At 40.0% G+C, this 20,334-nt stretch carries 19 protein-coding genes and 1 riboswitch; of the genes, 6 read left to right on the forward strand and 13 right to left on the reverse strand.

Going from position 1 to position 20,334, the window contains the following annotated elements:
* Positions 1-105: 105 nt before the first annotated feature.
* Positions 106-1,788 carry an alpha-keto acid decarboxylase family protein gene (locus tag SB775_RS08575; protein WP_410861251.1) on the reverse strand — a complete coding sequence of 561 codons (1,683 nt, stop codon included), beginning with the start codon at positions 1,786-1,788 and terminating at the stop codon, positions 106-108.
* Positions 1,789-2,162: 374 nt separating this feature from the next.
* On the opposite strand from SB775_RS08575, the gene SB775_RS08580 reads away from it, so the two are divergent.
* Entirely contained in the window at positions 2,163-3,566 is a 1,404-nt protein-coding gene (locus SB775_RS08580; protein ID WP_284472119.1) for a sigma-54 interaction domain-containing protein, read from the forward strand.
* Between the two features lie 64 nt (positions 3,567-3,630).
* Here SB775_RS08580 and cobT read toward each other — a convergent pair whose 3' ends face one another.
* The 4 genes from cobT to SB775_RS08600 all read right to left on the reverse strand — a co-directional run bounded on the left by cobT (position 3,631) and on the right by SB775_RS08600 (position 6,893).
* On the reverse strand, positions 3,631-4,677 hold the full coding sequence (gene cobT / locus SB775_RS08585) for a nicotinate-nucleotide--dimethylbenzimidazole phosphoribosyltransferase (protein WP_410861253.1): 1,047 nt from the start codon (positions 4,675-4,677) through the stop codon (positions 3,631-3,633).
* Positions 4,678-4,811: 134 nt separating this feature from the next.
* On the reverse strand, positions 4,812-5,360 hold the full coding sequence (gene lepB, locus SB775_RS08590; protein WP_410861254.1) for a signal peptidase I: 549 nt from the start codon (positions 5,358-5,360) through the stop codon (positions 4,812-4,814).
* A 294-nt stretch (positions 5,361-5,654) separates the two neighbouring features.
* Entirely contained in the window at positions 5,655-6,362 is a 708-nt protein-coding gene (locus tag SB775_RS08595; RefSeq protein ID WP_089365045.1) for a nitroreductase family protein, read from the reverse strand.
* Positions 6,363-6,476: 114 nt separating this feature from the next.
* Positions 6,477-6,893, reverse strand: a complete 417-nt coding sequence (locus tag SB775_RS08600; RefSeq protein ID WP_410861255.1) for an RrF2 family transcriptional regulator — start codon at positions 6,891-6,893, stop codon at positions 6,477-6,479.
* 519 nt (positions 6,894-7,412) lie between these two features.
* Here SB775_RS08600 and SB775_RS08605 point away from each other — a divergent pair.
* Positions 7,413-7,595: a hypothetical protein gene (locus SB775_RS08605; protein ID WP_410861257.1), complete on the forward strand. Its 183-nt coding sequence runs from the start codon at positions 7,413-7,415 to the stop codon at positions 7,593-7,595.
* A 114-nt stretch (positions 7,596-7,709) separates the two neighbouring features.
* Positions 7,710-8,255, forward strand: a complete 546-nt coding sequence (locus SB775_RS08610) for an NADPH-dependent FMN reductase (protein WP_284471646.1) — start codon at positions 7,710-7,712, stop codon at positions 8,253-8,255.
* Positions 8,256-8,383: 128 nt separating this feature from the next.
* On the opposite strand, the gene SB775_RS08615 is transcribed toward SB775_RS08610, so the two are convergent.
* From SB775_RS08615 to SB775_RS08645, 7 genes are all read right to left on the reverse strand, one after another.
* A complete protein-coding gene (locus SB775_RS08615) occupies positions 8,384-9,169 on the reverse strand; it encodes a glucose 1-dehydrogenase (protein WP_410861258.1) in 786 nt (261 codons plus the stop codon).
* A gap of 15 nt (positions 9,170-9,184) precedes the next feature.
* A complete protein-coding gene (locus SB775_RS08620; protein ID WP_061461839.1) occupies positions 9,185-10,039 on the reverse strand; it encodes a RhaT/GlcU family sugar-proton symporter in 855 nt (284 codons plus the stop codon).
* A gap of 342 nt (positions 10,040-10,381) precedes the next feature.
* Positions 10,382-10,696, reverse strand: coding sequence for a hypothetical protein (locus SB775_RS08625; protein WP_410861260.1), 315 nt, complete (start codon positions 10,694-10,696; stop codon positions 10,382-10,384).
* A 243-nt stretch (positions 10,697-10,939) separates the two neighbouring features.
* Positions 10,940-12,766: an APC family permease gene (locus SB775_RS08630; RefSeq protein WP_061461837.1), complete on the reverse strand. Its 1,827-nt coding sequence runs from the start codon at positions 12,764-12,766 to the stop codon at positions 10,940-10,942.
* Positions 12,767-12,900: 134 nt separating this feature from the next.
* Positions 12,901-13,044: riboswitch (cyclic di-AMP (ydaO/yuaA leader) on the reverse strand.
* A gap of 409 nt (positions 13,045-13,453) precedes the next feature.
* Complete coding sequence (locus SB775_RS08635; protein WP_410861261.1) at positions 13,454-13,909, reverse strand: GtrA family protein; 456 nt, start codon at positions 13,907-13,909, stop codon at positions 13,454-13,456.
* Complete coding sequence (locus SB775_RS08640; protein WP_089364585.1) at positions 13,869-14,891, reverse strand: glycosyltransferase family 2 protein; 1,023 nt, start codon at positions 14,889-14,891, stop codon at positions 13,869-13,871. The genes SB775_RS08635 and SB775_RS08640 overlap by 41 nt, the downstream gene beginning before the upstream one ends.
* Positions 14,892-14,906: 15 nt before the next feature.
* Complete coding sequence (locus SB775_RS08645) at positions 14,907-16,577, reverse strand: DUF6044 family protein (RefSeq protein WP_410861263.1); 1,671 nt, start codon at positions 16,575-16,577, stop codon at positions 14,907-14,909.
* A gap of 173 nt (positions 16,578-16,750) precedes the next feature.
* Here SB775_RS08645 and galU point away from each other — a divergent pair, with 173 nt between their 5' ends.
* From galU to SB775_RS08660, 3 genes are all read left to right on the forward strand, one after another.
* Complete coding sequence (gene galU / locus SB775_RS08650; RefSeq protein ID WP_089364586.1) at positions 16,751-17,611, forward strand: UTP--glucose-1-phosphate uridylyltransferase GalU; 861 nt, start codon at positions 16,751-16,753, stop codon at positions 17,609-17,611.
* Positions 17,612-18,303: 692 nt separating this feature from the next.
* Positions 18,304-19,701, forward strand: coding sequence for a cytochrome P450 (locus tag SB775_RS08655; protein ID WP_410861264.1), 1,398 nt, complete (start codon positions 18,304-18,306; stop codon positions 19,699-19,701).
* A gap of 79 nt (positions 19,702-19,780) precedes the next feature.
* Entirely contained in the window at positions 19,781-19,954 is a 174-nt protein-coding gene (locus tag SB775_RS08660; RefSeq protein ID WP_410861266.1) for a hypothetical protein, read from the forward strand.
* Positions 19,955-20,029: 75 nt separating this feature from the next.
* On the opposite strand, the gene SB775_RS08665 is transcribed toward SB775_RS08660, so the two are convergent.
* Positions 20,030-20,200: a YjcZ family sporulation protein gene (locus tag SB775_RS08665; RefSeq protein ID WP_410861268.1), complete on the reverse strand. Its 171-nt coding sequence runs from the start codon at positions 20,198-20,200 to the stop codon at positions 20,030-20,032.
* Between the last annotated feature and the right edge of the window lie 134 nt (positions 20,201-20,334).

Below are 20,334 nucleotides of genomic sequence, written 5' to 3' on the forward strand. Positions count from 1 at the left end.
AGGAAAAAATTCAAAGGGAATCTCAAAAAGGGGTTCGGAATTTTTTAATTCCGAACCCCTTTTGTCTACAAACTGAGGCCTTCTCCGATAGAAGGCCTATAGGTATTAATTTTGTTTTTCTTGCGTCTCAAGATACTGCCTTATTTTATTAAGATACTCTGGTCCATCCATTTGATCTTTCACGATCATTTCTATAAGGGAAAGTTTTTCGGCGTTCATTTCCTGAGCCTTCTTGATGGCATCATCCAGTTCTCCATTCGTCCTGACTCTCGCAGTGAAGGCCTCCTCGCCAAATGCTTCAGCTAGCTTTGTATATTCCCACTCTGGTATCTCGTTATATTCCTGTTTTTCTATATCGACTTTTACGTTTAAGAATTTTTCTATCGTATAGCCGTTATTGTTGAGGATGAACACGATGGGTTTGCAGCCGTTCTCCAACATCGAGCTTATTTCCTGTGCTGTCAGCTGTATCGAGCCGTCACCAGTAAACAAAAGTACACGACGGTTTCTATCCGCTATACAAGCCCCAAAAGCAGCGGGTGTCGCATAACCAATACTCTGCCAGCCTCCCTGAGCTATATAGGTCGCCCCTTTTGGCAATCTAACCTGTGACATACCATAATAGAATGTTCCTGTTTCAGTGACCACAATGTCATGTTCCTTCAACATTTGCTGAATTCGAGGATAATAAGAGGCCGCTTCCAGTGGTGCTGTTGGATCTCCGACCATTGTGTCATAGGGAAACGAGGTTGTTCCAACAGATTCCTTCTGCCGGTAACCAATTTCTTTGAGAGCATTTAGAACATCTTCACCATTGACATTCATATAGCTGGCAACTCCCACTTTTAAGGAGTCAGGTTGAACCTCTATCATTTTCAGCGGATTAAGCTTTGCTGTACCTTTGGATGTATTGACGTCTGACCAAACAGCACCTACTGCAATGATACAATCCGCTTCCTCAACGGCCTGAGCTACCTCCTTACTTCCAAAAGCTCCGCCGTATACACCAATATAAAGGGGATGACTCTCATCAAACACGCTTTTCCCCTGCATTAACGAAGCGACTGGAACATTTAACTGCTCAGCCAGTTGCTGCACGGATCCTTGCAAGTTATAACGAAGTGTTTTCATATCTACAAGCAGGACTGCTTTTTTCACATCCTCTAACATTTTCCTTATATGCTCCACTGCTGACTGCAATGCATCGTCATTCGTTTTGGTCTTATTTTGGGAAGGTTCGGTGTGGGAAATCACCGGTTTTGTAATGAGATCGATGGCCACTACCAAATAAACGGGCTTTTTCTTTTCCTTCGCAATTCTGATCGCTTCCGGTATCTCCCTACCCGCGTTTTCTGGTGTAAGAATCGCCGTATAACTGGTGATATGCTCATAAACCTTACGGAAAACATCAAAATCTCCATCCATTAACGTATGATGGGCAAGCTCTTTCTCCTTTTGGATCATGGACTTTGGTGAGCCGACAATATGAATGAGCGGCACATTTTCACTGTACGCACCAGCGACTGCATTGCATGCACTCATCTCACCAACGCCAAAGGTGGTGATAAGTGCCGACATGCCCTTCACCCGGGCATAGGCGTCCGCAGCGTATCCAGCATTGAGTTCATTTCGTCCATTTATGAACTCAATCCCATCGTACTCTTCCAAAGTATCTAGCAATGAAAAATTATAGTCTCCGGGTACACCAAAAATCTCTGTAATGCCCTCTGCTTTTAAGCAGTCGTATAAATATTGTCCCAAGGTTCTGTTTCCAGCCAAGTCAATCACTCCTTCACTTGATTCATCTTACTTTATTAATACCCAAACATAAGTAGGTTAACCGTATAAGTATCCATATAAATAAGAGCTGCCTTCGCTAACCTACTAATCTATTTTGAACTTTGAGGGTGATATTGTCCTGGAATGGTGTGGAAATCTTTAACCACTCAAAGGGAAGAGGATGCTTTTAAAGGTGTTGAAGAAAATTCATTATTCCCAACCATTCCAAAAACGAACTGCTACCTCGGAGCTACTGCCTCCTATAAAAATGCGGATTTCAAAAAAAACGATTCAATTCCAAATCAAAGAATCTGAAAATTCTTGATTTCACCTCTAATTTTGATTTATATTTGAATCAACCGAAAAAGCGGACAAGGGGGAAAATGATGAGTGAAAACAATGTAAAAAGAGTTTTGGAAACCATCATCAGCACATCGAATAATAATATTACCGTGACTGATGAAAAGGGATTCATTTTATTTACGAATCCTAACCATTGGTGGATTTATGGAATTGAACCCGACCATTATCTTGGAAAATCCGTATATCAGCTCGAAACGGAAGGAATACTTACGCCTTCAATATCTGCCATGGTATTGAAAGAGAAAACACCTGTTCAAATCATGCAGCATACGAAGACGGGAAAGATCGTCATGTCGACTGCCTATCCCATCTTTGATGATGATGGTGAATTGATTCGGGTCGTCAGTTATGCCCAAGATCAAACTGAAATCAGAAACCTCCAGGACCAGTACGGTCAATTGGAGAAAAAGATTCAAGAATATCAATCGGAGGTCGAGGAACTGAGGGAACAGGAGGAGCTGATCTATCGCAGCAAGGAGATGCGGCAAATCGCCAAAACGATACTCCGTGTTTCCAAAACGGATGCTACTGTCATGCTTCTTGGGGAATCGGGGGTGGGCAAGAGCGTTTTCGCCCGCCGGCTACATAATCAGAGTTACCGCAGCAAAGAGCCATTCATCGAAGTCAACTGCAGTACCATTCCAGAAAGTCTCTTTGAATCTGAAATGTTTGGATACGAAGCGGGATCCTTCACCGGTGCGCAAAAGCACGGTAAGCAAGGGCTGATTGAACAGGCAGACAATGGAACCTTATTTCTGGATGAAATCGGGGAGCTCCCCCTGGATATGCAAGTGAAATTATTAAATGTCCTACAGGAGAAGACTTTTAAAAGGGTGGGCGGAAAAAAAGAGCATAAGATAGATTTCCGGCTTGTAACCGCAACGAATCAAAACCTTGAGGAAATGGTCGAAAAGGGCACATTCAGGCTCGATTTGTATTACCGCTTAAATGTGATTCCCGTCCATATACCGCCTTTACGGGAAAGAAAAGAAGATATTGCCATTTTAATCAATCATAATCTCGAAATCATCAACAAGAAATACAAAACAGATAAGAAGTTGCATCCTTCCACTTACGAAATCCTGATTCAGCATAAATGGTCAGGGAACGTGCGTGAATTGGAAAATCTGATTGAACGGCTCATTCTGACCTCGGAAGACTCCATCATTTTCCCAGGCTTCCTCCCTTCCCATTTCCATGGACAAGTATCTATGGAGAAAAAAGATGATACCTTAATGATCGACCAAATGATGGTTGAGGATCGTGATCTCAAAACCGCTCTTGAACAAGTGGAAAAATGGATGATGATGAAAGCAAGTAAACAATGTAAATCCACATATGAAATGGCAAAATTCTTAGGTATAAGCCAGCCTTCAGTCGTTAGGAAAATGAAGAAATATAAAGGTCAATTACCCATTACGTAAAAGTAAACTAAAAGAATATTTCACTGCTAATAAGAGACCTTCACATGAAGGTCTCTTATTTCTCTTATTTATTTGACACGCCTGCCGAGTCAAATGTTGCCATTTCTTTAAGGACCAATGTCGCTGCCTTTAGGATCGGGTATGCCACTGCGGCCCCTGTTCCTTCTCCGATTCTCATTCCTATATCGAGGATCGGCTCCTTACCAAGCAATTGTATGGCTGTTCTATGACCTGGTTCAGCCGATCGATGTCCAACAAACATATAATCTGCTGCATGTTCAGAAATGAGGTTGGCCAATACAGCGGCCGTGGTTGTAATGAAACCATCAACAAGAATGGGTATACGGTTATTCGCTGCAGCGATCATGGCCCCTGCCATACCTGCAATTTCGTATCCACCGATTTTCATCAAAATATCGATTGGATCATCAGGACTAGGTTTTCTTAACGAAATCGCTTTTTCAATTATTCTTTGCTTATGTAAAATGCCTTCAGACTTCAAACCTGTTCCCTGTCCCACTAGCAATTCGGAGCTTTTCCCGCTTACGACGGAAATGATGGCGGAACTGGATGTCGTATTTCCGATTCCCATTTCACCAAGAATCAGGCAGTTCACTCCACGGGCAATCATTTCCTGTGCACGATCATATCCAATTTCAAGCGCTTGAAGTGCTTCTTCCTTTGTCATCGCATCTTCTTTATAAAAGTTTCTAGTTCCACGGCGGACTTTTCTCGAAGTTAATTCCGGAGCCTCGATATCTGCATCGATCCCTATATCGACAATGTCCAAGTAAGCATCTATCGCACGGCTGAGTACATTGATGGCGGCTCCATCATTCAGGAAATTGAGTGCCATTTGTTCCGTCACTTCTTTTGGATATGCCGACACCCCTTCTTCCGTAATTCCGTGGTCGGCTGCAAACACGATAACACCCGGTTTAGAAATGTCCGGAAAGGCCTCTCCTGTCATCTTGGCCAATTCGATTATCCATTCCTCAAGTCGTCCCAAGCTTCCCTGAGGAACCGTCAGTGAATCGACATGGCCTTTTACCTGCCGTCCCATATCCTCATCCAGCATCGGGATGGAAATGGCGGCTAACCCATTCGTCATATTAAAAACCTCCATAATCCAAAATGAAAAACCTTAACCATCGGAAAAGGTTCTTATCCATCATTTTCTATATATACAACTTAGTCAATATAATTATCCTCTAAACTTTAACATGTGTACACACTAAGATCCATTTACTTCGGGACCCCTATTTCATTTAATGGATAGATGCGAAATTCCACTTTGCCCACAAGTGATTCCTCTGAAATAAAACCAAATCTTCTTCCATCCCAACTTTTCCTGCGATTGTCCCCCATGACAAATAAGTGACCAACAGGTACCTTGGATTTCCCAAGTAAATCATTCAGGGTGAAATTCTCCGTCAGATTTTCTTCAGGTGGAATTTCCTCTTTTTTCGTTTTCAAATATGGTTCTGTATACTCTATTCCATTAATAAACAGAATATCATCCTTCATTTCGATACTGTCACCTGGTAAACCGATCACCCTTTTTATATACTTCGCATCTGCGTCCGGTGCATTAAATACAACCATATCGAAACGTTCTGGCTTTCCGATTTTAGTTACCACGATCCGGTCATCGTTTTCATAAGTCGGCTCCATTGATTTACCCTTGACGGTAACTGGCGTAAATAAAAACTGTTGGCAAATAAACACGATCATAAAAGCGAATAAGATAGATTTCAACCAAGAGAACACTTCAGTTTTCATATCATTCTTCATAGCGACTCCCTCCCATCTATTGTGAACGGCTAACATTTGAAACCAATGCATGCAGCGTCAAGACCAATTTTTTAGCTCTGTTACTCCCTTAATGCTGAGTTTTGCCGGTCGGTGTTCAGAGGAGATATCCTAAAAGAAATATCTGGAAAAATTGTAACATATCCATTTATCGCTTGCGAGAATTAATCATTTTTATTATCGGGGGCGCAAAGCAAATCTAAAAATATATCGAAAAAAGGATAGCGAATTTCAGCTATCCTTTTACTTGGTATCTAATCCTTGTTATGTTGAACCTTAGTATTTATTCCAAGTCAATAAAGTATCTAGTGGCAAACGGACTTTTTCAAATCCTGCTTTAGTTCCTTTTCCAAGGGAGATTAACATGACAGGTTTGAAGTTTTCCGGTACATTGAATGCATCCACAAATTTGGCTTCATCGAACCCTCCCATTGGGACTGTATCGTATCCTTTTGCTTTTGCTGCTAACATGATCTGCATGGAAACCAAGCCACCGTCAATCATGGCTACACTTAAAGCCTTTTCAGCAGAAAAGTTACCGTAATTATGGATGATGGAAGCTACAAATGGCTCTTTGATTTCATTCTTCATGATCCCTTTATCCACCAATTCACCATAAATTCGCTCTGCATTTTTGTAGCCTTCTATATCAGCTAAAACGGCAATGACCGCAGAGGCATCAACAATTTGTTGTTGGTTATTTGCGATGGGCAGCAATTCTTGTTGGGTTTGCTTATCTTGAATCACAAGGAATCTCCATGGCTGTAAGTTTGAAGAAGACGGCGCTTGAATCGCAACCTCAAGGATTTCTCTAATTTCTTCTTCAGTCATCACGTATTCAGCATCGTATTGGCGAACAGATCTCCGTTCTTTTGCGACCGTAAGGAAGTCTGTATCAGTAAGGACCTTCGGCTTTTCTAGCGGTATATTCAATTCTTTCGATTTATTTAGGTACTCTTCTTTACTCATTGTATTTTTTGTCATTTGTAATGACCTCCATTTAACTGTGTTTATTACAGGAACAGTATATTACGAATACTGTTCTTTTGTCAAATACAGTTTAAGAAAAACGAAACCCTATTAGTTTCGTTTTTCACTTTAAGATTTTGATAGTAAATCAGCAATCGTCTTTTGTTCCAAGCCTTGTATAATCCAGCTCTCCATCTCGTTTTTCAAACCGCATAAAGCGTCGCGAGAAGAAGGCTGAAAGCATTTTTTATCATTCACATCAAGGAAGCCCTTTGAAAAAGGTTCGGATTTAATTGCAGCGTATATATCTGCAAGTATGATTTGTTCGGGATTTTTGGCTAGTGAATATCCGCCATCCCTGCCTTCCTTCGCTTGAATCAGCCCTGCCTTAACTAAATTACTTAATATTTTTCTGAGAAAACCCGACTCCGAATCAAGCTTATCGGCCAATTTAGCACTATTACATAATCCATCCTGATCTGCAAGAACGAGCAGAGCTTGTACTGCAAGACTAAACCACATTATACTGAATACCTTTTCAGACATTTCTTTCACCTCTCCTCTACTTTAAACTATTTTTCAATGAATATAAAACGCTGCATCGAACAATTCTTCCTAAAACCTCTTTTAAATGGACAGCCATGCGGAAAAGCTTGCAGACCCTTTTGGACCGATCGGAGTTTTTCGGAGCAGTGATAGTAATGGGAAGCGGAATCTGTCACCAAAATGATGGATAAACACAGTACTCCCACTTGGCGTATTTTATATCACCTTCCATTAAATGCTTTTCCCCATTTTACAAAAACCAGGAAAAAAATGGACTAGTTATTTGTCCAAAATAGGTTTTTTGGGAATATGGTGAACTAACTTAATAGAATTTTCACTCAGGAAGTGTTAATGAATGATGCTAAAGACCCTCTCATCACGACTATAAGCTGGTTATTGGCTTGGAACGGAAATTAATGATCATGGCCCTCTTGGTTTTGTTCATAGCTGCTTCAGGGTATGTCCATTCTTGGGTGGTCGGTAAAATTTTCAAGATGGGGAAAGGGGGATATCATCACCTTGACATTTACAGGAGGAATGCGAAGCATCAGTGCAGGATCCGTTCTTGCGACTACCTATTTCCCTGCTGCCGTCGCTGTACCCCTTGTACTTGGTATGCTTTTTCAGCAAATGCTCGCTTCCTTTTTTGGCTTCATTATGGAGAAGCATTCCACCGTTGTTCGAAAGAAGGGTGATCAGTGAAAGATTATTTCCTAAGCATCCTTTTTCCCTTTCATTTAATTTCCAATTATAATAGACTAGTGGAGCTTATTAACATGATTATCCATGAAAAATAAACAATCGGAGGTAATGAAGATGAAAATTGTTGCAATAGTGGGAAGTATTCGTAAAGAGTCTTACAACCTAAAGCTTGCCAAATATATTCAAACTAGATATCAAGATCGTTTTGATCTCGAAATCTTAAACATTCGGGACCTTCCTTTTTATGATCAAGATATTGAAAATGAGCCTCCTGCAGTCGTGAAAGAATTTAAGAGCAAAGTGGCTGATGCAGACGCAGTCCTATGGGTAACGCCTGAATACAATGGGACGATTCCAGGCGTATTGGGCAATGCCATCGATTGGTTGTCACGTGTGGATAAAGTCTTGATTGGTAAACCTTCATGGATCATGGGTGCGTCAATGGGGCAATTAGGAACGGTTAAAGCTCAATTGCATTTACGTGAAATCCTATTCGCTCTAGGCATCTCCTCCCCGCTCCTTCCCGGGAATGAAGTATACGTCGGAGCCGTGCATGACAAAATCAATGACGAAGGCAGTCTTACACATGAGTCGACTGTCCAGTTTATCGATACGGTCGTCGATAACTTCATTAGCTGGTATAATCATCATACTCGTTAATGCTTTTAAGACAAGAATCCCAGCAGATCGCTCTGCTGGGATTCTTGCTGCTTCATTCATGAGTTAAATGAGCCTTGATGGCAGTGCTCCTTCTCGATTTAAATCCTGCCTTTTCCAGGCAGATACATTCATCCTCTTCCAGCTTGGAATGAAGGATATTTCGTCATCCCGCCATCAGCAAATAAAGTGATGCCCGTTACATAACTGGATTCTGAAGATGCCAGCCATACGGCAACCGAGGCAATCTCCTCAGGCTTTCCGATATACCCCATTGGAATCATGCTTTCCAGATCCTTTTTCTTTTCGGGATCTTCAAGTTTGTCGGCATTAATTGGCGTGGCGATGGCTCCAGGTCCAATGCTGTTCACACGAATCCCTTTCGGTGCATATTCAAGCGCCAGGGTTTCCGTAAGCAACTTCACACCGCCCTTGCTTGCCGCGTAATGTACGAATAAAGGCCAGGGAATCATCTCATGTACACTGGACATGTTTATCACATTCCCTTTAACATTGTTCTCGACAAAATACTTGATCGCTTCACGGCAGCCTAAGAAATTACCGGTTAAATTGGTGTCGATTACCCTATTCCAATCGCTTAACGGCATCTCGTGAGATGGAACGGCATTTTCTACTCCTGCATTATTAATGAATATATCAAGTTTCCCGAATTCCTTTACCGCAGATCGAACAATGTTAATCATATCTTCTTCAACCGTGACATCACATTTCACTGCAATAGCTTCCCCACCATTGTTTTTGATTTCTTCCAATACACTGTCCGCTTCCTCTAATTTAGTGCGATAATTAACCACGACCTTTGCCTTTTCCTGAACAAAGCGAATGGCCATCGCCTTTCCTAAACCAGTGGATGAACCGGTTATAACAACGACCTTACCCTCTAAATCTGTATACATTTAATCACCCTCCAATTAACTTTTTGCCAATCCGAGCATAATCCCGGCTATGATAATCAAGATAATTCCTATAACGATTCCAATTAGTTGGCGCTTCGTTTTCTTTTCACGTAATATGATGATCCCGCCGAGAGTTGATATGACTATGCCCATTTGAGAAAGGGAAAAACTCGTAGCCACTCCAACACGGGGCTGGGATATGAATAAAAACATGTTCCCTGCAGCCCATATCAGTCCGGGAATGATATTGCGGATCGTATATTTGTTAAACGGTTTATGTTTAAAGGTCAATAATAGACCGCCTATCACCATCCCGATCGCTTGAGGGAATAATGCTGACCAGCCATTAACATTGAAAAGCCGGGCTACGACCACATAGACCAAATAACCGAACGTCGAGATGAGGAGAATAATGATACCTTTCTTCAAGTTTCCCGATTTGCCCTCTTTTGATTCTTTATCTTCCAAGGAGGTCAAAACAATTCCTATAATAATGAAAACTAGTGCCAAAACGCCTAAAATGACCGCTTTCATAGTAGACCATTCGTGAAAAACAATGACCCCGAATAAAGTCGTTGAAATGAGCTGCAATCCAGTTGATATCGGCATCGTTTTGGAAACACCCATTAAATCAATGCTCTTAAGCTGATTAGCTTGTCCAACGGCCCAAAACAATCCAGAAACGATCCCGACGCCAAACACCAAAAGTGACAACTTGATATCGGCAAAAATATAAACACCAATTGAGAAAATCAAAGCGCCAATCGTTGTACCTAGTGTTTGACTATAGGGTCCCCCCCCAAGTTTCACATTAAATAAAACGATGCTACCCCAGAATAATGCAGGCAAGAGAGCTAATAATATATCCATCTTCAACCCCCATATATGTATGTACTAACGGAATTTCATTTTATATTCTCTTAATATGTTGTTCGCATTATTTGAATTGAACCTCGGTAATTTTATCCAGTTCCCGCAGAAATAGTGTTCAACACAAAAAGGGCTGCAGTCTCAGCCCTTTTTGACGATAGTGATATTAATTGTGTTATGATGTTGCATGTCCATTTCCGAATCATCACTACCTTGAAATAATCACTTTCCTAAACAGCCGTCGTTCCGATAAAGATGAGGGAGAACAAGAGAGTCACAAAGAAAGGAGCAAATCCCTCCCGCTTTTTGTTTCTTTTACATCCTCTCTCTTTATATAAAAAGTCACAAAGAATATACTGGGAAAGTATTCAGATTCACCGAAATGATCATGAAAGTTTGTGAATCAAGAGCCAGCATGACCCCAAGCATGGCTCCTATCAGTGTTGTTGATAGAGACTCCATAACCGCTGTTAAACCGAATGGCTTCCGCTGATTGATGCTGCCACTGCACATATTGAGATGGCCAGAATGGTAAAACCGCAGCTTGCCGGGCAACAGGAATGACAGCATTAAACTTGCCGTTATGCTTAACATCATGACCATGCATTTACCCAGGCTAACACCAATATGATTATGGTGAAATATTCTAGTTAGCAAATGCAAAATCCAGTAGCCTATATGTTATGAAAGATGAAGTATCCTTGCACCTTACTGAGCAATAATAGTTATTGTGAATTTAATGAGTTATTAATGAATGATCTTATTATATCGGGGGCGTTAGTTGGAAAAAAAACAGCTGTAGTGCTGTCTTTTTATTATGAGATTATAAATATATACGAACAGAGCCCAATAAAAAAGCAAACCATATGTAGGTTTGCTTCTTTTCTTAGATAATGGAGCTTACTTCTTCAAATGATAGGGAACTGTCGCAACAACTACATTTCTTCTATAAAGCAAGTAGGCCTTAATCAGTAAACTTGATTGGTTATGAAGAATATTGTGCCAGCCTTTCTTCGGAATAAATTGCGGGATTATTACCGTAACTTTATAGTTGGATTCACTCGCTTTATGTTCAACTGTATCCACGAATTTAGTTAATGGCTGTATGATACTCCTGTAATAAGAGTTTAGTGTGACGAGTCTAACATCTGGCTGCCACTTTTTCCACTTTTCTTCAAATTTCTTTTCATCTTCTCTTTCAAAAGCAACATAAACAGCAATGACCTGATGTGCTGATAGAGATTTAGCATAATTTAAAGAGTTCTCAACCACATGAGTTATACCGGCCACAGGCACAATAATGATATTCCCTTCTATTGGCAAGATAGGCTCACAAGTTGTAATCCTTAGCTGGTCTCCGACTGCTTCATAATGCTTCCTAATTCGATGAAAAATTAAAATGATGATAGGTAAAAAAATCAAAACAGGCCAAACCTGAGTAAATTTGGTTAAAAAGAATATCATCGTGACGATAAAACTAATAGTGGCACCAATTGAATTAATGGTTAATTTCATGATCCAGCCTTTTGGCTTTTCGCGTATCCATTTGACAATCATCCCTGTCTGGGAAAACGTAAATGGAATAAATACCCCTACCGCATAAAGTGGAATAAGATTTTCTGTATGTCCCCCAAATGCGACTATTAAGATGATGGATGCAAGTCCTAGTATGATAATTCCATTGGAATATCCTAATCGGTCCCCTCTAATCGTAAACGCCCTTGGTATGAATTTATCTTTTGCAAGATTCACCGCAAGCAAGGGGAAAGCGGAATAGCCAGTATTGGCAGCAAGAATCAAGATCAATGCAGTCGTACCTTGAATGAAGAAATACATGAAATTCCGACCAAAGATCTCTTCAGCAATCTGCGAGACGACCGTTACCTCTGCGCTAGGAACAATGCTTAAATAGTAGGCTAAGAATACGATTCCCGTAAATAATACAGCCAGTAAGGAACCCATAGCTATTAAAGTTTTTGCAGCATTATTCGGAGCTGGGTCTTTAAAGTTCGGAATCGCATTGGAAATCGCTTCGACTCCTGTCAATGCGGAGCTTCCTGATGCAAATGCCCTTAGCAGTATGAATAAACTGATGCCCGCTACTGGAGTCCCGATTGGCGCGTGTAATTCCGGTGAGACTCCACCTGTCAGGATTTTGTAAATTCCTACACCAATCAAGATGAACAATGCTAAAACGAATAGATACACCGGATAGGCCAAAACAGAGGCCGACTCTGTAACCCCTCTTAGGTTAAGGATGGTGAGCAGAAATACAAAAATGATGGCTATGCCTACATTATATGCATGAAGGCTGGGAAAGGCGGACGTGATGGCATCCGTACCTGCAGAAACACTTACAGCTACAGTTAAAATATAATCGACCAATAAGGATCCTCCAGCTATCAACCCTGGATTGATACCTAAATTGTTTTTTGAAACCACATAGGCTCCCCCGCCATGAGGATAAGCAAAAATGATTTGTCTATAGGACAAGATCAATGCAGCCAACAGTAACAATACTCCGATGGCGATGGGTATGGAATACCAGAATGCCGCAGCACCGACCGTGATCAGAACGATTAATATTTGCTCCGGTCCATAAGCAACCGAAGACAAAGCATCAGAAGATAATATTGCCAAAGCCTTGGTTTTGTTAAGCTTTTGATCACCTAGTGCATTTGATTTTAAAGGTCTCCCGATCAAAAACCTCTTTATAGAAGATAACATCAAGAATTCACCACCATTTTTAAGTTATAAGTTTATATTACCCAGCTATAGGAAAAACAAAAAAATGGAAAAATGCCCACAAGTCATAACTAAATAGACCTGTAGACATCCACTTTTTTGTCTAACAAGCTCCACTTCCCTCTCATATAACGCTTACGAGGTTAGCTGTCGGATTCGGACCTAAGAGTAGCCCTACCTTGAAAGGATTCACCCCTTGGATTGTTAAAATAATCCCATAACGGGTCCCCCGTACCATAAGGTTTAAGCGATTTAGAAATACGAAACTGTTGATTATCATACTCCGGTGAAATAGAAAAGTAAATGAAAATTTTGCACAGTAAAATAATAATTTATTTTGAGTGAGGCTTTGTTCTGACTTATATAACATAAGTCATCCAAGTGCATGATTCGAAGGTAGGAAAAAGGTGAATAACTTGTTAAAAAAGAGAAACTTCCCAATCAATTTTTAAGAAATGAAAGAACAAAACGGTGGGTACTTAAAGGGGAAAATTACCGAATTACGAAACTGTTTAAATCTCTAATTTATTAACGGTTCACCTTTCTTATTAAAAGGATCTGCCCCCGCTTGGATAGGTTTGCAATATATAAACTCCACGCTGAAAATCAAAAATTCGCTTCATGAAATCCACTTTGATTTCCATCCAAAGGGGCATTCTTTGATTCTAATCAGTTCCTTCCTTCTTGAATTGTTCCCAAATTGCTTTTTTTAAAGACAAAGTATTTCTGGCCAATATAGTTCAGTACTGTATAAAAGATTGTTCCGATAAGTACAGCCACATTTTGCTGAATGGAAAAATGAACGGATGCTTCCAAGGATTCTGCAATGGCTTGTCCTAAAGAATAAGCGGCGTAATAACAAATCAGGATGACGCAAAAGAAACGGGCAACCCCTCTCCGCCAATCTATATCGCTTCTAAAAGTAAAAGTCCTGTTCAACAGAAAACTCGTTACTGCTCCCATACCATTGCCGAAAAAGGTAGAGATCCAGTAAGATAATTCAAGAACATTCATGAGGAAAAGCATGATGGAAAGTCCAACCCCTGTATTGACCATTCCAACCAATAAAAAGCGGATAAAGGAGTTAGTGTGTTTTAGATAGTTTTTCAATACTTGTCCGTTCATTATCTAGTTGCTCCCGTTTATTTAAATCGAGTGGATTAAATAAATCCAGATCCACAATATATTTAGGCCGGCGTTTGGATTCATTATAGATTTTACCGATATATTCCCCAATCAAGCCGACAGCAATCAACTGGAGTCCGCCGATCAACCAGATGGAGGTAATTAATGAAGTCCAACCAGTTTCGGTCTGCCCAAAAAACTTTAACCATAAAAAGTATGACCCAAAAAGTAAGCTAATGAAAAAGGAAAGACATCCTAGCCATAATACAAGCCGGATCGGTGTTACTGAAAAGGAAGTAATGCCATCAAGAGCAAAAGCAACCATCTTCTTAAATGGATATTTCGTTTCCCCTGCCAATCTTTCTTTGCGGTCATAATAAACAGAGTCCGTCTTAAACCCAATAAGCGGGACGATTCCCCGTAAAAAAAGATTCGTTTCTTCAAATCGTTCCAACTCCACGATCGCCCTTTTGCTCATTAGCCGGAAATCTGCATGATTATAGACAAGGTTGACCCCCATTTTGTTCATCATTTTATAAAAACCAGTTGCAGATGTTCGTTTAAAAAATGAATCAAGGTCCCTTTTTTGGCGGACGCCATATACAATTTCACATCCTTCAGTGAATTTCCGAATGAATTCAGGGATGACTTGAATATCATCTTGTAAATCTGCATCAATTGAAATCACACAATCCGAGGCTTCCTTGGCTGTAAACAATCCGGCAAGGAGGGCATTTTGGTGGCCTGCATTCCGTGAAAGCTTCAGTCCACGAACATATTCATTGTTAATCGTTTCCTTATATATGATCTTCCATGTTTGATCTTTACTTCCATCATCAACCAATAGAATTTTACTTTGACCAGACACAACATTTTCTTCGACTAAACCCCTCACCAATCCACAAAGCTGGGAAATGGTATCCTGTAAAACACTTTCTTCGTTATAACAAGGTACAACAATCGTCACTATCGGTGAATTCACAATATCCCCCCCTTTTCAAATGACTCTGTATAAATGAATTTTCCATACGGTCCCTTTCTTTGTGAAAATCCTATCCAGTTCCAACCCGTTTTCCTTCGCGTTGTTGATTGGTATGGCAGAAAATATATACTTGCCGCCTAATCCTTTAAACGCATCTACATTAATCTCCAAATTATCCAACTCTTTCTTCGAGCTTTTTTTGAACATATAATGCTTACCAAGCTCATCGGCAAATAGGTAACAACGTCCTCCCCATTCATCAAAGTAGATTCTGATGGTTTTATTCTTAGCCAATTCGTTTTCAATTATTTGACGAAATTGATGTTTGTATGTAAGCGGATAGAAATTGTTATAGCTATCGAGCGTGTAAAACCCATTAAATTGGGCGATAGCAGGATGTAGACCGATGCTTGCAACCCGATATTCTTCCTGTGGGAGGCCAATATGCTCTTCTATATCCTGAAAAAGGCTTTCTGCATAGAACTCTTTAAAAGATGGTTTTTTATTGTTAGTGATTTCTTCATTGAAACCCATTAAAACCATGATTTGAACGGCAATGAAGATTAAAAGGGTTTTCTTAGCAAATTCACTGTATTCCCAGATGATTTTTATGGCGAGGGCAAACCCCAAGTAAATCACCATCGGCCTTAAAAAGTGAAATCTGGCAAAATTAAAAGTATCCAAGGTATGGAACCTTTCTGTTAAAGGAAGCCAGCCTTTATAAAACCAAAATGCATACCATGCGGAGAGCATAAAATTCAAACCGAACAAAAAAACAAAAACCTTTTCCTGTCTCCACAGTTTTTTGATCAAAATAATATAAAGGGCAAAAGCTGTAATCGGCAGGATGATAAGCGCATGTACAGTCATGACATGCGTATGTCCAAGAACGAAATTTTTGAAAGTAAGCTTAATGACCCACTCGAGCGGCAGCCTTGCGTGAAAATATTCATCCCTGCTGTTTGGCTCCGAATCAAAAATGAAAGAAGCAACCAAACGATACTCCACAAGACCAAAAATGAAGGTCATATAAACGATTGAAAGAAAAAACCTTAAATTCCAACCTTTTCTCCTAATCACATCCGTTATCCAAAGAAGGCCCATTGCAACCAGGAAAAAGAAAAAGCCAAGTACGATGCTTGAATATAGAGGTAAAAGTGTAAGGACCAAATAATTCTTCCACGAGTGGTCCTTGTTGCGGATATTCAAAAAAGCCCAAAGGGCTAGCGGCATCCCAAGCGTGCTGAGCATTCCCGATGGCCAAAATGGAGTAAGGGCAAAGGCTAAGGATGTTCCAACCCTAATCCATCCCGATTGGCTCCCTGTAATGAAATGTTTTTTTAATAGGATATACATACCAAAGAAAGCAATAAATCTTGTTAATGCCTGGCTTATTGCATATGCAACCATTGTTGGAAAAAGGGCATGCAGCCAAACGATAATACTGAATTCACTGCCAAACGCATTTCGGGGCAGCCCATTCATAATCTGTGGAATTTTGGCGTTTATTGAACCAAATAACTCACCGCTTTCTGAAAGCACTTTATACCAGGCAAGGTTGGAATCCAAATTATCATGTACACGAATATGTGCATTTTCTCCAAGGATGAGTAGAGGAGAGAGATATAAAATTATGACGAGTAAAGCAAAAAGGATTTGTTTTCGCTCTTGATTTTCAATTGGCAAAATATACACCTCTTGACGAAATTCATATATCCATAATATTTACTTCAATGGTAAATCTATTCTTTTTCAGGGATTTATTTTCACCTTTTTTTGATATAGGTCAACCAATGACTACATAAAATGAAGGGTAGAACAAAAAGCGGAATAAAAGAACCTTAAAAAGGGGCTAGGCTATGATAAAGAAAGCCGTAATTCCAGCAGCCGGTTTAGGAACACGATTTTTACCTGCTACAAAAGCTCAACCAAAGGAAATGCTGCCGATTGTCGATAAGCCGACCATTCAATATATTATCGAGGAAGCGGTACAATCAGGGATTACAGATATTATCATCGTTACGGGGAAAAACAAACGTGCCATTGAAGATCATTTCGATAAATCCATAGAGCTTGAAATGCTACTACAAAAGAAAGGACAAAATGATCTGCTTACAATCGTGGAGAACATTTCCAATATGGTGGATATTCACTATGTAAGACAAAAGGAACCATTAGGTCTGGGGCATGCAGTTCTATGTGCCAAAACTTTTATCGGAGACGAACCTTTTGCCGTCCTATTAGGTGATGATATCGTGGATAGTCGTGTCCCAGCCTTGAAACAGCTAATGGAACGGTATAACAAGGTTCGAGCAAGCATTATCGGGTGTAAGGAAGTGTCACCTGCCGCTGTCTCAAAGTATGGGATTGTAAATTTCCAAGAACAATATGAGGATTTATTTCTGGTACGAAACTTAGTGGAAAAGCCAAAAGTTGAGGAGGCTCCATCAACACAGGCTATTATTGGCCGATATATTTTATCACCTGCCATTTTTGAAACCCTTGAAACCGTACAGCCCGATTGTAAGGGGGAAATCCAGCTTACCGAAGCTTTAGACCTTTTGCTGGAAAAGGAACCAATATATTCGTACATCATCGAGGGAAATCGATATGACGTCGGGGATAAATTCGGCTTTCTTCAAGCTTCAATAGATTTCGCCTTGAAACGACCTGAGCTTCGCGATCAGCTAATATCTTATTTAAGACTGTTGTTTCCTTAATAAGGTTCATAAAAGCCTATGCCCAATTACCAAGATGTGATTGGGTCATTTTCATAACTTCTTGCATTTTTAATTCAATGGAAAGATTTTTTGAGTTTAGTCAGCTCCAGGTACATTGTAATATGACCCCAATAACATGTTCCCGTTTCAAAAGCTTAAGATCTATGAATATGAAACTGTTTATTAATGGCAAATCAAGTGAAAATTTTGAACAGAAAAAGAATAATTTATTGTTAGTGAGGTTATGTTGATAAGGTATATCAAACATATGAGATCCAGAAAGGATTACAGAGAATCACATGCATAAAAAAAATAATCCGATAATATCCGATGAATTTTTAGATAGTGTAGTTAAGGAAATCAATGACCTATTTGGTGGACCCATTAATGAAAAAAATGATCGTTTCCAGAATGGGGACGATCAAGAAAGAAATTGAATCCTCCTTATCCACAACAAGGAGTTTCCTCTACCGGGAAATTACCCCACATCTTCTGAATTAGTCTCAAAAAAACTCTGGCGGTTTTTATCCAGAGTTTTTTATATGGCTAAATGCAGGCTGACTCCCCTTCTTTTCCTATATATAGCAATATCATAAGAAATTTAAATGTTCATTATGACTTGTCCAAACAGATTTAGCTTATCCTCATAGAATGAATATATGTAACTATTAAAAGAAAGGGGTCAAGCAACATTGAGCCACACTGATGATGGCTTCCGCAATTCTCAAAAAGTGCCAAAGGGAAGGCTGATTTCCGGACATACAAAGGAGTTTCAAAAAGATGCCCTTGGCTTTCTTACCCGATTGGCCAAGGAATATGGGGAGGTCGCAAAATTCCGTTTTGGACCATTCCAAAATGTTTACCTCGTTTCCAACCCTGATTTAATAAAACAAATACTAGTAACAAAACAAAAATCCTTCGTCAAATCAAAGGACCTCAAAGCTTTAAAACCACTTACCGGTGAAGGTCTGCTTACAAGTGAAAAGGACTTTCATATGCGCCAGAGAAGGCTTATTCAGCCCTCTTTCAAAAAGAATCATATTAGCCATTATGCCAAGGATATAATTGATATCACAATGGCTTATATATCAACTTGGGAACATAATGATGAACGGATAATTACAAAGGATATGATGGACATCACTCTGGGGATAGTCAGCAAGACCATGTTCAGCATAGAATTCACGGATGGCTCTGAAATTGTAGGGAAATCGCTGGACACTGTATTAAAAGCTGCAGTCAAAAGGATGAGATCGATTTTCCGGTTGCCATTATGGGTACCAACCAAAATCAACCGTGAATATAAAAAGGCGATAAAAAGCCTTGATAAAGTGATTTACGAAATTATTGAAAAACGGAAGACCGACACAGTAAAACATGAAGACATGCTTGGAATCCTGATGGATGCACGTGATGCCGAAGACGGATTAGGAATGACCAACCATCAGGTACGTGATGAGTTAATGACCATTTTTCTTGCAGGTCATGAAACGACAGCAAATGCTCTTTCTTGGGCACTGTACGCACTTTCAATGAATCCTGAAATTCAATCTAAGCTTTTCTGTGAAGTGGATAGCATAATTGGTCGTAGGACACCCAGCCCTGACGATTTCATGAAATTACCATACACTCAAAATATCATACAAGAAACACTTCGAATGTACCCGCCAAGTTTTATGATATCCCGGGATGTGGAGGAGGATGTCGTTATAGGAGGATATCACTTTAAAAAAGGCGATATGATTATAATAAGTTCTTATGTGATGCAGCATGATCCAAAGTATTTTGAACAACCGGATTCTTTTATTCCTGAACGATTTGAAAACAACTTTTTGAAAAACCTGCCTATGTTCGCTTACCTTCCATTTGGCGGAGGACCCCGGGTTTGTATCGGCAATCATTTTGCCATGATGGAAGCAGTGCTTGTCCTGGCTTGCATTTCTCAACGATATAGGATAAAGCTTGCACCTGACCATCATGAAGTAACCCCACTTCCGTCCCTTACGCTCAGGCCTAAGCGTGGGCTGCGCATGGTCGTAGAAGAAAGAGAAGCAGAGGCCTTTGCACCTGAATCATCAACTTTTAAATGAATATGAATGATTCCCCATGAACAAAACATTTTTATCTCCTTTAAGAGACTGACCTATTTTTTGAAAGGAGGGTTGAAAAATGTATATGCACTATTCACCAAAGATGGGTATCATCCACACTGAATTACAATATTTAGGGATGGCCTCGCAGGTATATACCGGTTATTTAGAATTTATAAGCGAAATTGATCCGGTACAAGAATCAGAAGACCAACAGCCGCTTCCTCTCCCCTTTTTATATGAGAACGAGTAGTCCCATTAGCCATTTCCTGCTCTAAACCTTATATGTTATAGAAAAACCGACCTATCAAGGTCGGTTTTTTGTTATTCAGCAGTATGTTCCATAACCGTAACCCTGGGCGCACCCGCCGCCAAATCCAGCTCCGCCGCAAAAGCTAGCTCCCACAATCACTAAAAGGATAAACAAAACGACTATAAAGGCGAAACCTCCGCCAAATCCAAAACCGCCATCACAACCACAATCTGACATATATGACATCTCCTTATTCGTTTTTATTGAAGGACTTGAACTAGTTACATCATCTTATTCACTACCAAACAAAATGACAGTGAAAATGCGTTTTAAGATAATTTTTTTTAACTCTCGTCCCTTGTTCAATATGTATTTTTTTC

The sequence above is a fragment of the Peribacillus sp. SIMBA_075 genome, from assembly GCF_046534585.1.